The organism is Mariniflexile aquimaris (assembly GCF_042676825.1).
Taxonomy (GTDB): Bacteria; Bacteroidota; Bacteroidia; order Flavobacteriales; family Flavobacteriaceae; genus Mariniflexile; species Mariniflexile aquimaris.
This window is the reverse complement of sequence record NZ_JBHTIB010000012.1, coordinates 76,450-89,953: the sequence shown is the minus strand read 5'-3', so window position 1 is coordinate 89,953 and position 13,504 is coordinate 76,450. Positions and strand designations below refer to the sequence as shown.

Below are 13,504 nucleotides of genomic sequence, written 5' to 3'. Positions count from 1 at the left end.
TGTTGTATAACATAATATTTAGTTTTGTTCTTCTTTAATGATATCTAATTCAACTTTTAAATTGTCTATGATAAACTCTTGTCTGGTTGGTGTGTTTTTTCCCATATAAAACTCTAATAAATTTTCTATAGACATGTTTTCGTCTAGCATTACAGGGTCTAATCGAATATTTTCACCTATAAAATGTTTAAACTCATCTGGCGATATTTCACCAAGTCCTTTAAATCGAGTAATTTCTGGTTTTGGTTTTAATTTTTCTATGGCCGCTACGCGTTCTTCATCAGAATAGCAATAGATCGTTTCTTTTTTATTTCGAACACGGAACAGCGGTGTTTGCAAAATATATAAATGTCCTTCTTTAATAACTTCTGGGAAAAACTGAAGAAAAAATGTAATTAATAATAAGCGGATGTGCATCCCATCCACATCGGCATCGGTAGCGATAACTACATTATTATATCTTAAATCTTCTAACGATTCTTCAATATTAAGCGCCGCTTGTAATAAATTAAACTCTTCGTTTTCGTAAACTATCTTTTTGGTTAACCCATAACAATTTAGAGGTTTTCCTTTTAAACTGAAAACAGCCTGTGTATTTACATCGCGCGATTTTGTGATACTTCCAGACGCCGAATCACCCTCAGTGATAAAAAGTGTGGACTCTAAACTACGATCGTTTTTTGTATCTCCAAAATGAACTCTACAATCGCGGAGTTTTTTATTGTGAAGACTCGCCGATTTTGCACGGTCTTTTGCCAACTTTCTAATACCTGAAAGTTCTTTACGCTCGCGTTCTGCCTGAAGAATTTTACGCTGAATCTTTTCGGCTGTTTCCGGATTTTTATGTAAATAGTTGTCTAGATATGTTTTTAAAAAATCGGTAATATAGGTTCTTACAGTTGGTAACTCACCACCCATATCTGTAGAACCCAATTTGGTTTTTGTCTGACTCTCAAAAACAGGCTCCATAACTTTTATAGCAATGGCACTCACCACCGATTTTCTAATATCAGATGGGTCGTAATTCTTTCCGTAAAACTCTCGAATGGTTTTAACCAAGCCTTCTCTAAATGCATTTAAATGCGTACCACCTTGTGTAGTGTTTTGTCCGTTTACAAAAGAATGGTACTCCTCGCTATATTGTGTTTTACTATGTGTTAATGCAATTTCAATATCGTCGCCACGTAAATGAATGATAGGATATAATCTGTCTGATTCATTTATGTTTTCAGACAACAAATCTTTTAATCCATGCTCGCTAAAATATTTTTCACCATTAAAAACAATGGTTAAACCAGGGTTTAAATACACATAGTTTTTAAGCATTTTAACGATATACTCGTTGCGATACTTGTAATTTTTAAAAATAGTGTCGTCTGGAACAAAAGACACTTTGGTTCCTTTACGGCGTGTGGTATCGTCTAATAAATCCTGATTTAATAAATTACCTTGGTTAAATTCTGCAGACGCAGATTTATTATCTCGGGTAGACTCTACTCTAAAAAAAGATGATAAGGCATTTACGGCTTTAGTACCAACCCCATTTAAACCTACAGATTTTTTAAAGGCTTTAGAATCGTACTTTCCACCGGTATTCATTTTAGAAACCACATCTACCACTTTTCCTAATGGAATACCACGACCATAATCTCGAACAGTGACTTTATTTCCCTGAATCGATATTTCAATGGTCTTACCAGCACCCATAACATACTCATCTATAGAGTTATCTAAAACCTCTTTGAGTAGAATGTAAATACCATCGTCTGGCGAAGAACCATCACCAAGTTTACCTATATACATTCCTGGTCGCATACGGATGTGCTCCTTCCAGTCTAATGAACGTATATTGTCTTCGGTATAATTGGTTATTTCTGCCATAGAATTAAGTAAAATATCGTGTTTCGATGCTAAGATAATACAAACCTTTAAAAAAATAAAACTGCTATTTCACAAAGTAGTTAACAAAACAAAATCTTTTTGTTGAGAACCCGTAATTACTGGTTCTTTTGCTTTTTTAAAGAAACCATTAAGATACCAAAAATTACAATCAATGCACCAAATAATTGTAATAAAGTAAGTACTTCATTTAAAAAAATACCGGCTAAAATAATGGTTGAAACAGGACCAAATCCGGCGATGATTGCAAAATTTGAAGAACTGATTCTATTAATGGATTCCGACACCAAAAATGATGGAATAACAGTAGCAAAAATAGCAATTAAAAACCCTAATAAATACACTTGCCACTCTAAACTTAAAATATCTGTCTTAGAAAATAAACCAAAATGAATAAATACACAAAAACAAGACACAATCATGGCGTAGGCCGTAAATTTCACGACGCCAAATTTTGGAATGAGCCAACCGCTACCTACTAAATAAATGGCATAGGTTATCGCACAGAGTAATATGAAGAACCCACCTAAATACGTATCCTTACCAGAAATAACCACTTCCCCGAAAAATGCTATAAAAATTCCGACATAGGTTAAAAATATAGCCAACACCTGTATGGATGATATTGCTTTTTTAAGAAACAATCTGTTTAAAATAATAACCATTGTAGGATATAGAAATAAGATAATGCGCTCTAAACTTGCTTTAATGTAATGTAAGCCTAAAAAATCGAAGTAGCTAGACAAATAATACCCTACCAATCCGAAAAAAACCACCCAAACATAATCGTTTGTTGATATGACACTTTTGTTTTCTTTCCGACTATAAATTACGGCAATAACTACATAAAATGGAAACGAAAAAAGCATGCGTAACAATAACAGGCTTACGGCATCAACTTGATACTGGTACGCAAGTTTTACCATAACGGCTTTAGAAGAAAACAGAACTATGCCTAAAATCCCAATTAAAATACCCGAAATAAACCTATTGTTAGATTGCATTGGGCTAATATAAAATAAGCATAGCATTCAACTTAGTAAATCTTCAAGAAAAGTTAAACGCCTTACTTTTTTACTTCAATTTAAACTAAAAATGAAAAAGCCTAAAGTTTTAAAACATTAGGCTTTTAAAAATTTAATTGTGCTTATTATAAAAAATAAACAACACCTAATAATACGCGTGGCATTAAACTAGGCTGCTTAATAGCTTCATTTGCATCTTTATATGTAAACTCAACGTTATCATTTGCATTATCATTTCTTGCGTTTACATTGTCATTATCCGGACTATACGACGTATCATGCCCTGTTAAGGTATTATTAAAAAAATAATCTAATCCTACTGCTGCCAATAAATTTAAGTTTTTATTAATTTTAAACTGACTTTCAGTACCTAATCCTATTCCAAACTGTTTAGAGGTGACATCAAAATCTTCGTTTCCACCAATATATTTAAAATTGGCTTTGAAACTTGAATATCGCGGACCGAAAACCAATTTAGAATTTTCTAAATTTAGAATATTCGAGTCCAACAAAAAATCCAATCGATAATCAAAAGATCTTGCTTTTTCTTCAGGAACACCATTGGTAGCATTGTTTATAAAAATACGTCTTGCATCGGAAGCATTACCAGGGTTCAGACTGGTTAATCCAATTCCCAATCGCATTTGTACAGGAAGCGATTCTAAAGGTTTCAAAGCAGTTAGACTTATTTGAAATCCTAATCCTCGATTATAACCCGTTGAAACACCTAATGCGAAATTTTGTTTACTACCTTCTATTTGAGCGTAGGATAAAAAAGTAATTAAAAATAACAACGTTGTTGCGTAAAATTGCTTTACATTCATAGATTTGAGGTTTAAATTTAATATTTCTAAATTTAAATACGAATGAAAGCGGAGTTTAGACTTTTGTTATTTATTCGTGATGATTTTAAGGATATTAAATTGGTCATTTCCTCGGCTCTCATCTTTAAAAAAGCATTTCTTCTTTTTAAAAGTTTGGCTATATATCTTTTTAAAAATAAGGAATCGGCAACCTTTCCCAGAATACCATGAGGCGATTCAAAATAAAACACATCAATCATTAATGTATTATTGTCGCTTTCGCGGAAGATATGCTCGTGTCGAAACGATTTAAACGCTCCGGAAACCATTTCGTCTACAAAATACCGAGAGTCTTCAAATTCTGTAATTTTTGATGTTAAATGTTGAACAAACCCTAAATGATTGGCTTCCCAGGTTACGGTTTCTCCAAGTTCGATTAACCCTGTAGTTTTACCATCAACGGCAATTTCTTGGGTGTGTTTTAACGATTCTTGATGAACATCTATATTCCGTGCTAAATTAAAACAGGTTTTAACATCTGCTTTGATAAGTGTTTCGGTTTTAATGAGAGGCATTGTTGTATTTTTTTGGGGCAATAGCATTACAAAACTATTTCGAAAATACAAATTTGCCTACAAATTTAACCGCTTCGTCTTAAAATAATACAAAAAAAATTAAATATGTAGCCTTTTATCGATAAATTAAGATTAAAAGCTCTAAAACAAAAAATTACACATTAAACAAGAAATGCATGATGTCGCCGTCTTTTACAACATAGCTTTTTCCTTCCACACGCATTTTCCCTGCTTCTTTAACTTTGGCTTCGCTACCATAAGCAACGTAGTCGTCGTAAGCTATAACTTCGGCTCTAATAAATCCTTTCTCAAAATCGGTATGAATTACACCTGCTGCCTGAGGCGCCGTAGCACCTATATCTATGGTCCAAGCACGAACTTCTTTAACGCCTGCAGTAAAATACGTTTGCTGCTTTAAAAGTTTATAGGCAGCGCGAATTAACTTTGCTGAACCCGCTTCATCTAAACCGATATCCTGCAAGAACATCTGGCGCTCTTCGTAATCATCTAATTCATTTATATCGGCCTCAGTTCCTACCGCCAATACTAAAACCTCAGCTTTTTCATCTTTAACAGCTTCTTTTACCAAATCGACATACTTGTTTCCAGAAACGGCAGAACCTTCATCTACATTGCAAACGTACATCACTGGCTTTTCTGTAATAAACTGAGATGGTTTTACAAAATCTTCATAATCATCTTCGCTAAACTCTAGAGCACGAATAGAAATGCCGGCTTCTAAATTTTCTTTTATTCTTAAAAGGACAGCTTCTTCTTTTTGCGCCTCTTTATTTCCTGTTTTAGCAGCGCGCTTTACTTTTTCAAGTTTTTTATCAACGGTTTCAAGGTCTTTCAGTTGTAATTCCATATCGATAGTTTCCTTATCCCGAATAGGATTTACATTACCATCAACATGCACAATATTTTCGTTATCAAAACAACGTAACACGTGTAAAATCGCATCGGTTTCACGAATATTTGCTAAAAACTGATTTCCTAAACCTTCACCTTTACTAGCTCCTTTTACCAAACCAGCAATATCTACAATCTCTACAGTGGCAGGTTGCACACGTACTGGTTTAACCAATTCTTCTAATTTTTCTAATCGCTTATCCGGTACATTTACAACACCTATATTTGGTTCGATTGTACAAAACGGAAAGTTTGCACTTTGCGCTTTTGCGTTAGACAAACAATTAAACAACGTAGATTTCCCTACGTTTGGCAATCCTACTATCCCTGCTTTCATTGAAAATTTATTTTTTTTATTTCCGCTAAAACGAAAATCTATAATTTGCGAGTGCAAATGTAGTTAATTCATTAATTATTTAAAGTATAAGCTGTAGATATCTATTCAATTATATTTGTAACAAATTCATATCGAAATCGTCTGTATTCTAGAAACCATCAGTTATGATTAAATTGTATTTTTTCTTTTTTATTTTTCTAGTTAGCACATTAGGCTTTTCCCAAAACATCACAGCAAAACTCATTGATAAAAACACCAAAAACCCAATCCCCTTTGCTTCTATAAAAACAGGAGATTATAGCGGTGTTATTACCAACGAAGAAGGTTATTTTTCAATAAGTGACGAAAATCAAGAGTCCACTATATTAAACATTTCTTGTCTCGGATATAAATCTAAAAGCTTAACGATTAAAGACCTGAAAACTTTAAATTTTATTGTAGCATTAGACGAAGCCTTTAATCAGCTTAATGAAATCTATATAAGTAACCGAAAGCCAAATGCAGATTCTATTATTGCTCGTGTAAAAAGAAAATTTTCTGAGAACTACAACGTCAGCCTTAAAACATACAACATTTTTTACAGAGCTACAGATTATATAGATTTTGAAAATTTAGATTTTGAAATTGATAAAGCATCGCATGTTAAAAAACAACAGCTTGAACGTGCCAACTCCGATTTAGACGGCTTAAGTAGGGATATAATAAATAGCAAAACCATTCATTTTACAGATTTTAAAGCCAACTTTTACACGCAAGACAAAGAAAACAGCAAACTTGTAATTACCAAAGCCACTAAATTAATTGACCAGAAAAATGATTTCTCTTTAAATCAAGTTGAAAAACGAGCACAACATATTGTCCTTAAATATTTAGATACAACAAAAACTTACAAAGTAAAATCAGGACTATTTAAGGTTGAAGACTCCATGTCGTTAAAAAATGAAGCTATCAAGAACAAGCAAAAAAATGAACTACAATTAAATGATTTAAAAAATAGTACCAACAATTTACTTTATAAATCACAGCTTAGAGAAAACTCCTTTTTATCAAGTATTTTAAACAGTAACTTATACCAGTATAGTCTAGCGGCTATCGCTTATTATAATGATGAGATTACCTATATAATTTCCTATAAACCAAAAAAAGGCAAAGCTAAATATACTGGAAAACTTTATGTAAACGACGAAAATTATGCTATTAGCAAATTAGATTATACTTTTTTTGAAGACCGATATGGCAGCAAACTAAACTTAAAATTATTGTTAGGCGTTAAATACATTGAAAACCTTAAAAGAGGTTTAATTATCTATCAGAAAAACGAAGACAACATCTATCAACCCAAATATATAAAACAAGAAACAGGAAGTTATTTTTATGTAAATAGAGATTTAACCTTAATTGAAAACAGTAAAAATCGAAATAAAGTTAGCTCCAATTTTAAAATTGAAGGCAATGGGCGACAAAAAGTAGAAATTCTATTTACATCATCAAGCACCAATACGCAAGAGGAATTCAATAGTATTAAACAAGAGAAAACAGCTCCCTACCAGATTTTAAATAAGTTTGATAAAGGCATTTGGAATAATGAAGAAACACTAGAACCTTTAGAGGAAATGAAAAGATTTAATATTAAGAAATAAATCCTTGAACAATATAATTATCTTACAGTTTAATATTTATATTTAGCTTCAAAAATATCCTAATATTTTCTTAAATGAAAAAACACTTTTTAATATTCTTGGCTGTACTTTATTCTCAATTTAATTATTCTCAAGAAAATATTGACGTTGAATTTGGATCTATTTTTAAAAATGAAAAAAGAGAAATTCCTGTAGACATTATTGGAAATGATGAGAATTGGTATTATCTGCTATATTCTGAGGGAAAGTTTGGTCAGGGCGATGATATGTTTTTAAGAAGGTTTAATCTAGACTTAACACCGTCTGGCGAAGAAGTAAATTTAAAAAATGAAACTTACGAAGGCAACTTCAACTCATTAGGCCTAATTAAAATAAAAGAAAAAATAACACACGTTTTTTATTTATTAACTGATGAAGGCAAAACTTTTTATCATCAAAGCGTTAATTTAAAGACGTTTTCTTTAGGCGAAAAAAAACTTATCACTATTATAGAGAATGATACCAAAAGTGCAAAAAGTTCCATAAGTAGGTTTATGAAAGGTAATGACGAAAACACTATTGTGCTTTTTTACACCATACCAAATAAAAACAAAGAGATTGCTAAAATAAAGGTGCAAACTTTCGATGCTGATTTCAATGAAAAAACAAATAATTCTTATGAATTCCCATATAATAATGATGAACTATCAATTCGGAATATTTTTTTAACGAAAAAAGATGATTTGTTTATTCTTGCTAAAAAATACGACTCTAATAATATATTAAAAGATGAAAACAATCATAATTATGAATTCCAATTATATAAAGTTAATGAAGAACACTTAGACTTATTAACTAAAATAAGACCCAATAACATTCATTTAAGAGCTTTAAACACCTCTATTGTAAATGAAAATGAATTAATATTAACAGGAATATATTCAAACAAAGACATGTACGCTATGGCGGGGGTTTTTGCTTCTAAAATAGATTTAAATAATGGAAATATAGTGTACACAAAGTACAATAAATTATCATCAGATTTCTATGTTAAATTATTAGAAGATGGGAAAAAGAAAGATAAGGCTGAAGCAAAATACAATGATGGAAAACTTGAAAACCCTAACTATGTTTTAAAACAAACTATAAAACTAGACAACAACGAGTTGCTCGTATTAGCAGAACAAATTTGGTCTTATGCGTATAATTATTCCATCACCTATTATCATCATGACATAGCCGTAATAAAACTTGACAAAGATGGGAATATGCTCTGGGCAAACAAAATTGGCAAAAAAAACGACAAACCAAATGTTCCTATTTACAGCTCTTATTTTCCTGTTTACAAAAATAATAGTATATACCTACTTTACAATTGTAGTGCTAAAAATTTGAATCATTCCAAAGGTTATTTAGCAAATTATTTTACAGATTTTGATCGAGCATTTATCGCTACAAGTTTAGACTTAAATACTGGTAATTATAAAAGAAAAATTTTAATTAACAGCTCTCAACTTGAAGACATTACGATAAGACCATCTCTTTACAACTGGATAAATGACAACACATTATTAATGTTCGGACAAGATATAGATAATTTAAAAAATCAGCGTTTTATAAAAATTAAGCTATAAAAAATCCTAAGCAAATGCTCAGGATTCTATATTTTTTAATTACTAATTGTCAATTGTTAATTCTCAATTGTCAATTGTTAATTACCCTTCTGGGTGCATAAACCGTTGTTTTGCTAACAATTCATCTTCGGTTTCCACATGCGCATCATCTGGCACACAACAATCTACTGGACAAACTGCAGCACATTGTGGCTCATCATGGAATCCTTTACATTCTGTACACTTATCTGGAACTATATAATAAAGCTCGTCGCTTATTGGTTCTTGAGCCTCATCGGCATCCACTTCATTACCATTTGGCAAAACAACTTTGCCTTTTAATCTCGTTCCGTCTCTATAGCGCCAATCGTCTGCGCCTTCATAAATTGCTGTATTTGGACATTCTGGTTCGCATGCACCACAATTAATACATTCATCTGTTATAATTATTGCCATAGTGTTTTCTTTTTCTAACTTTGTGGCGCTAAAATAAAGCCAAAAGTATTCATAACCAAATTCCGCATGCAATTAGAACAAAGAATTAATGCATTTGTAAAATTAGGAGAATTTTTAAGTCAATTTTCTAATAAAGAAATTCAAAAAAAAGAGAATATTGAACTTAACGACATGTTCTTCGATGGTTTTAAGCATCAATTAAAATTAGCAGAAGAGTATAACGGTTGGTTTACACCAGAAAATATACATTTCGCTATAAAAGGCTGGTCGGATTCTTTAACCAATAGCAATTTAAATACTTGGTTAAAACCCTACGCTATAAATGTGAGCAATCCAAAACTTGTTGCCATCATTATGGCTGGAAACATTCCTTTGGTGGGATTTCACGATTTTCTGTCGGTGTTGATTTCTGGACATCATGTACTGGTAAAACAATCGTCGAACGACAAGCATTTGCTACCCTTTCTGGCAAAATATTTAGAATATATTGAACCAGAGTTTAAAGGAAAAATAAGTTTTACTGAAGATAAAATAACGGGGTTTGATGCTGTAATAGCCACCGGAAGCAATAATACGGCACGCTATTTTGAATACTATTTTAAAAACAAACCATCTATTATAAGGAACAACCGAAATTCTGTTGCTGTATTAAACGGACAAGAAACTGAAGATGATTTAAAAAACCTATCGGAAGATATTTTTAGATATTACGGTTTAGGTTGCCGCAACGTATCAAAACTTTTTGTTCCAGAAAATTATAATTTCGAAGCCTTTTTTAATGCCATGTACCATTGGCACCCGATAATAGAAAAAGCCAAATACGCCAACAACTACGATTACAACAAAGCAGTGTATCTAATGAGCGAGTTTGACATGTTAGAAAATGGCTTTTTAATGATAAAAGAAGACAAAAGTTACTCCTCGCCCATTGCGACGGTGTTTTATGAGTATTATTCGGATATAAATCAGTTAAAAGAGAAATTAAATGCAGAAAAAAGTCAAATTCAGTGCATAGTTTCTAAAGGATTGATAGAAAATGAAATCGCTTTTGGCAACACTCAAAATCCGCAACTTTGGGATTATGCGGATAGCGTTGATTCCATTGAATTTTTGTTAGCAATTTGACGAAAAAATTATTGAATTTTCACCACTATTTTTCTAATAATTTAGCACCTTTGCATCTTAAAATTCTACTCAAAAATGAAAAAACATAACTTTAGTGCAGGACCAAGTATTTTACCACAAGAAGTAATCCTTAAATCTTCTCAGGCGGTTCTCGACTTTAACAACGAAGGATTATCTATTTTAGAAATATCACATAGAAGTAAAGCATTTATCGATGTAATGGAAAAAGCCAGAGCTTTAGTTTTAGAGCTTATGGGGTTAGAAGGTAAAGGCTATAAAGCATTATTTTTACAAGGTGGCGCTAGCACACAATTTTTAATGGTAGCAATGAACCTTTTAGAAAAAAGAGCTGGCTATTTAAACACAGGTGCTTGGAGTTCTAAAGCTATCAAAGAAGCAAAAAAATTGGATGATATTTACGAAGTAGCTTCTTCAAAAGAAGCTAACTTTAATTATATCCCAAAGTCTTACGACATTCCAACAGATTATGATTATTTCCATTGTACATCAAACAATACTATTTTTGGAACCCAAATAAAATCATTTCCAAACTCTCCAATTCCGATGGTTTGCGATATGAGTAGCGATATTTTTTCTCGCGAATTAGATTTCTCTAAATTTGGTTTAATTTACGCTGGTGCTCAAAAAAATATGGGACCTGCAGGTACTACGCTTGTGGTTGTTAAAGAAGATATTTTAGGAAAAGTGTCTCGTAACATCCCTTCAATAATGGATTATAAAGTTCATATCGACAACGGTAGTATGTTCAACACACCTCCAGTATTTGCTGTTTACACCTCTATGCTTACGTTAGAATGGTTGAAAAATCTTGGTGGATTAAAAGCTGTTGAAGAACTAAACAAGAAAAAAGCAGAAGTAATGTATTCTGAAATCGATTTGAATCCTTTATTTAAAGGATTTGCAGCAAAAGAAGATCGTTCTATCATGAATGCTACTTTTACTTTAGAAAACGAAAATTTAAAAGAAACTTTCGAAACCATGCTTAAAGAAGCTGGAATTAGCGGTGTTAACGGACACAGAAGTGTTGGTGGATACAGAGCTTCTATGTACAATGCATTACCAATAGAAAGTGTAAAAGCATTAGTAGAAGTAATGAGCGAATTAGAAAGTAAAGCTTAAAATCAGTTTGCAGTAAGCAGTAACAGTTTTCAGTGCTTACGCAAGCTAAAAAACAAATTATAAATTGAAGTAAAAAGTTAACTGTATTAACAACTTTAAACTTTAAACATTAAACATAAAAAATGAAAGTATTAGCAAACGACGGAATTTCACAAACAGGGAAAGAAGCTCTTGAAAAAGGAGGTTTTGAAGTGATTACAACAACCGTAGCACAAGAACAATTAGCAAATTACATAAACCAAAATCAAATTAGTGTTTTATTGGTACGTAGTGCAACCACAGTACGTAAAGACTTAATTGATGCATGTCCAAGTATTAAAATTATTGGACGTGGTGGTGTTGGAATGGATAACATCGATGTTGAGTACGCAAAAAGTAAAGGCTTACACGTAATTAATACACCGGCTTCATCATCGCACTCTGTTGCCGAATTGGTTTTTGGTCATTTTTACGGATTAGCACGTTTTTTACATAACTCAAACAGAGATATGCCATTAGAAGGTGACTCTAATTTTGGAAAATTAAAAAAAGCCTATGCAAAAGGATCTGAACTTAAAGGAAAAACTTTAGGTGTTTTAGGATTTGGACGTATTGGTCAAGCCACTGCAAAAGTAGCTTTAGGAGCTGGAATGAAAGTCATTGCTTTCGATCCGTTTATTGAAAAAGCTAATTTAGAATTAGAATTTTTTGATGGCCAAAAAGTTAATTTTGAAATTAAAACAATTTCTAAAGAAGAGGTTTTAAAACAAGCAGATTTTATCACGTTACACGTGCCTGCACAAAAAGAGTATGTCATTGGTGCTCAAGAATTCGAAATCATGAAAAAAGGTGTATTTATTGCCAATGCTGCAAGAGGTGGTGTTGTTGATGAAGCTGCTTTAGTTGCTGCTATTGAAAGTGGTAAAGTTGCTGGAGCTGCCTTAGACGTTTTTGAAAAAGAACCAAAACCGGAAATTCAATTATTAATGAATTCAGGATTGTCTTTAACACCACATACAGGTGCTGCTACTAACGAAGCTCAAGACAGAATTGGAACCGAATTAGCTGAACAAATTATAAGCATCTTAAAATAATTAAGATAAAATTTGTGACGTAATAGATATAAATGAGTCCTAACTAATAGTTGGGACTTTTTTTGTGCTTTAAACTTTTCAAAATTAGTTACCTTTATATAATTTAAAACTATACAATTATTATGACAGGAATTTTAGACTTATTAAACAGTGACCTTGGTAAATCAATCATTAGTGGTGTTGCGGGACAAACAGGACAAGACGAAAGCAAAACAAGCAGTGTGCTTACTATGGCGATGCCTGTTTTAATGCAAGCTATGAAAAGAAATGCAGCATCTCCTCAAGGAGCCGAAAGCTTATTAGGGGCACTAAACAGTAAACATGACGGAAGTATCTTAGATAATCTTAGTGGATTGTTTGGTGGTGGTGTAGATTCGAATGTATTAGACGATGGTGGAAAAATTCTTGGTCATGTTTTAGGTGGCAAGCAGCAACACGTTGCCAACGCTCTAAGTCAAAAAGCCGGTATCGATGCTGATTCAGTATCTCAAATTTTAAAAGTGGCTGCTCCTATTTTAATGGGGATGTTAGGTAGTCAGGCTAAACAACAAAATGTAAATAATGCCAGTGGTATAGAAGGATTACTTGGAGGTTTATTAAGTGGTAGCTCATCGAAAAACGAACAAAGTTTTTTAGAATCTATTCTTGATGCCGATGGCGACGGTAGTGTTATTGACGATGTTGCTGGTATGGTACTTGGTGGATCAAAAAAGAAAGGTGGTCTTGGTGGATTACTTGGAGGTCTTTTTGGAGGAAAATAAAATATTATACTCTTAGATATAAAAATGCCAAACGTAATTGTTTGGCATTTTTTGTTAAAATACCTTAAAAACAAGCATTTAAGGAACGGTTTTTGTAAATTTAAGTACATATAATCAATTTTTACTGATTGAAAATATGCTTAACGTTTAATCATAATTTTCAACT

At 32.3% G+C, this 13,504-nt stretch carries 12 protein-coding genes; 6 read left to right on the top strand and 6 right to left on the bottom strand.

What is annotated here, in order from left to right; translation table 11 throughout:
• Window positions 1-18 precede the first annotated feature (18 nt).
• The 5 genes from ACFQ0I_RS08445 to ychF all read right to left on the bottom strand — a co-directional run bounded on the left by ACFQ0I_RS08445 (window position 19) and on the right by ychF (window position 5,551).
• On the bottom strand, window positions 19-1,881 hold the full coding sequence (locus ACFQ0I_RS08445) for a DNA topoisomerase IV subunit B (protein ID WP_379941219.1): 1,863 nt from the start codon (window positions 1,879-1,881) through the stop codon (window positions 19-21).
• A gap of 116 nt (window positions 1,882-1,997) precedes the next feature.
• On the bottom strand, window positions 1,998-2,903 hold the full coding sequence (locus tag ACFQ0I_RS08440) for a DMT family transporter (protein ID WP_379941217.1): 906 nt from the start codon (window positions 2,901-2,903) through the stop codon (window positions 1,998-2,000).
• Between the two features lie 146 nt (window positions 2,904-3,049).
• A complete protein-coding gene (locus ACFQ0I_RS08435; protein WP_379941216.1) occupies window positions 3,050-3,748 on the bottom strand; it encodes a hypothetical protein in 699 nt (232 codons plus the stop codon).
• Window positions 3,749-3,780: 32 nt separating this feature from the next.
• Window positions 3,781-4,302 (bottom strand): SRPBCC family protein, encoded by a 522-nt coding sequence (locus tag ACFQ0I_RS08430; RefSeq protein WP_379941214.1) that lies wholly within the window; start codon window positions 4,300-4,302, stop codon window positions 3,781-3,783.
• A gap of 154 nt (window positions 4,303-4,456) precedes the next feature.
• Window positions 4,457-5,551, bottom strand: coding sequence for a redox-regulated ATPase YchF (gene ychF / locus ACFQ0I_RS08425; RefSeq protein ID WP_379941213.1), 1,095 nt, complete (start codon window positions 5,549-5,551; stop codon window positions 4,457-4,459).
• A gap of 164 nt (window positions 5,552-5,715) precedes the next feature.
• On the opposite strand from ychF, the gene ACFQ0I_RS08420 reads away from it, so the two are divergent.
• Both ACFQ0I_RS08420 and ACFQ0I_RS08415 read left to right on the top strand, forming a co-directional pair.
• Window positions 5,716-7,191 carry a carboxypeptidase-like regulatory domain-containing protein gene (locus tag ACFQ0I_RS08420; protein WP_379941212.1) on the top strand — a complete coding sequence of 492 codons (1,476 nt, stop codon included), beginning with the start codon at window positions 5,716-5,718 and terminating at the stop codon, window positions 7,189-7,191.
• Window positions 7,192-7,265: 74 nt separating this feature from the next.
• Window positions 7,266-8,804: a hypothetical protein gene (locus tag ACFQ0I_RS08415; protein ID WP_379941211.1), complete on the top strand. Its 1,539-nt coding sequence runs from the start codon at window positions 7,266-7,268 to the stop codon at window positions 8,802-8,804.
• An 81-nt stretch (window positions 8,805-8,885) separates the two neighbouring features.
• Here ACFQ0I_RS08415 and ACFQ0I_RS08410 read toward each other — a convergent pair whose 3' ends face one another.
• Window positions 8,886-9,239 carry a 4Fe-4S dicluster domain-containing protein gene (locus ACFQ0I_RS08410; protein ID WP_379941210.1) on the bottom strand — a complete coding sequence of 118 codons (354 nt, stop codon included), beginning with the start codon at window positions 9,237-9,239 and terminating at the stop codon, window positions 8,886-8,888.
• A gap of 66 nt (window positions 9,240-9,305) precedes the next feature.
• Between ACFQ0I_RS08410 and ACFQ0I_RS08405 the strand changes: the two genes are divergently transcribed.
• The 4 genes from ACFQ0I_RS08405 (at window position 9,306) to ACFQ0I_RS08390 (ending at window position 13,338) form a co-directional block, all read left to right on the top strand.
• Window positions 9,306-10,364, top strand: coding sequence for an acyl-CoA reductase (locus ACFQ0I_RS08405; protein ID WP_379941208.1), 1,059 nt, complete (start codon window positions 9,306-9,308; stop codon window positions 10,362-10,364).
• A gap of 75 nt (window positions 10,365-10,439) precedes the next feature.
• Window positions 10,440-11,504: a 3-phosphoserine/phosphohydroxythreonine transaminase gene (gene serC / locus ACFQ0I_RS08400; RefSeq protein WP_379941206.1), complete on the top strand. Its 1,065-nt coding sequence runs from the start codon at window positions 10,440-10,442 to the stop codon at window positions 11,502-11,504.
• A gap of 122 nt (window positions 11,505-11,626) precedes the next feature.
• Window positions 11,627-12,577, top strand: coding sequence for a D-2-hydroxyacid dehydrogenase (locus ACFQ0I_RS08395; protein WP_379941204.1), 951 nt, complete (start codon window positions 11,627-11,629; stop codon window positions 12,575-12,577).
• Window positions 12,578-12,699: 122 nt separating this feature from the next.
• Complete coding sequence (locus ACFQ0I_RS08390; protein WP_379941202.1) at window positions 12,700-13,338, top strand: DUF937 domain-containing protein; 639 nt, start codon at window positions 12,700-12,702, stop codon at window positions 13,336-13,338.
• Window positions 13,339-13,504 lie beyond the last annotated feature (166 nt).

What these genes read in the sequence shown, in the direction of transcription:
- ACFQ0I_RS08445 (WP_379941219.1), bottom strand. Translation starts at nt 1,881, where the DNA reads ATGGCAGAAATAACCAATTATACCGAAGACAATATACGTTCATTAGAC.
- ACFQ0I_RS08440 (WP_379941217.1), bottom strand. Translation starts at nt 2,903, where the DNA reads ATGCAATCTAACAATAGGTTTATTTCGGGTATTTTAATTGGGATTTTA.
- ACFQ0I_RS08435 (WP_379941216.1), bottom strand. Translation starts at nt 3,748, where the DNA reads ATGAATGTAAAGCAATTTTACGCAACAACGTTGTTATTTTTAATTACT.
- ACFQ0I_RS08430 (WP_379941214.1), bottom strand. Translation starts at nt 4,302, where the DNA reads ATGCCTCTCATTAAAACCGAAACACTTATCAAAGCAGATGTTAAAACC.
- ychF (WP_379941213.1), bottom strand. Translation starts at nt 5,551, where the DNA reads ATGAAAGCAGGGATAGTAGGATTGCCAAACGTAGGGAAATCTACGTTG.
- ACFQ0I_RS08420 (WP_379941212.1), top strand. Translation starts at nt 5,716, where the DNA reads ATGATTAAATTGTATTTTTTCTTTTTTATTTTTCTAGTTAGCACATTA.
- ACFQ0I_RS08415 (WP_379941211.1), top strand. Translation starts at nt 7,266, where the DNA reads ATGAAAAAACACTTTTTAATATTCTTGGCTGTACTTTATTCTCAATTT.
- ACFQ0I_RS08410 (WP_379941210.1), bottom strand. Translation starts at nt 9,239, where the DNA reads ATGGCAATAATTATAACAGATGAATGTATTAATTGTGGTGCATGCGAA.
- ACFQ0I_RS08405 (WP_379941208.1), top strand. Translation starts at nt 9,306, where the DNA reads ATGCAATTAGAACAAAGAATTAATGCATTTGTAAAATTAGGAGAATTT.
- serC (WP_379941206.1), top strand. Translation starts at nt 10,440, where the DNA reads ATGAAAAAACATAACTTTAGTGCAGGACCAAGTATTTTACCACAAGAA.
- ACFQ0I_RS08395 (WP_379941204.1), top strand. Translation starts at nt 11,627, where the DNA reads ATGAAAGTATTAGCAAACGACGGAATTTCACAAACAGGGAAAGAAGCT.
- ACFQ0I_RS08390 (WP_379941202.1), top strand. Translation starts at nt 12,700, where the DNA reads ATGACAGGAATTTTAGACTTATTAAACAGTGACCTTGGTAAATCAATC.